Genomic DNA, 537 nt, shown 5'->3' with positions numbered 1-537 from the left:
ATCAAATTTTAGCATTAGATAACCCAACCAGTTCAGAGACCGCTAAAAACGTAGGTATTCGTATTTATAACACCAAAGATATGAGTAAGGCATTGGTTATTAATGGAAGCAAAACGGAATCCATTGACGTTGAAGGTGCTGATACAACTTGGAATGCAGAGTTTGTCGCTAAATATATCAGCACGGCAGACACCGTTAGCCCTGGTCAAGCAGACGCGACACTAAACTATACCATTACTTATCAATAATAATTAAGCGCAGGTTAATACTTTAGTCTGCGCGCTTACATTAAGGTTGTTATCGTTATGTCTTTCAAAAATGTATTTTTAGGGTTAGGACTACTATTAGGTACCATAGCACCAAGCTTTGCTGGTTTTGGCCTAGAAACGACACGAGTCATTTATAATCAACAAAGCAATAACGAAGGCTTTGTCGCATTTAATACCGACAAAGACACAAATTATTTATTACAATCTTGGATTGAAGATCTTAACGGTAAAGTGACCCAAAATTTTGTTATTACCCCTCCTTTATTAA

2 protein-coding genes are annotated in these 537 nt (G+C 36.7%); both read left to right on the top strand.

Translation table 11 applies throughout. From position 1 onward, the window contains the following. Positions 1-248: fimbrial protein (locus ABN217_RS20255; RefSeq protein ID WP_349460007.1), on the top strand; the 248-nt coding region annotated here is incomplete at its 5' end. A 57-nt stretch (positions 249-305) separates the two neighbouring features. Beyond that, positions 306-537 (top strand): fimbria/pilus periplasmic chaperone (locus ABN217_RS20250; protein WP_349460006.1); only part of this gene is annotated, 232 nt, incomplete at its 3' end.

It is taken from the genome of Proteus sp. fly-1067, from assembly GCF_040139345.1.
Classification (GTDB): Bacteria; Pseudomonadota; Gammaproteobacteria; order Enterobacterales; family Enterobacteriaceae; genus Proteus; species Proteus vulgaris_B.
Note: the sequence above shows the minus strand (reverse complement) of the source record. Positions and strands in the feature narration are given on the sequence as shown.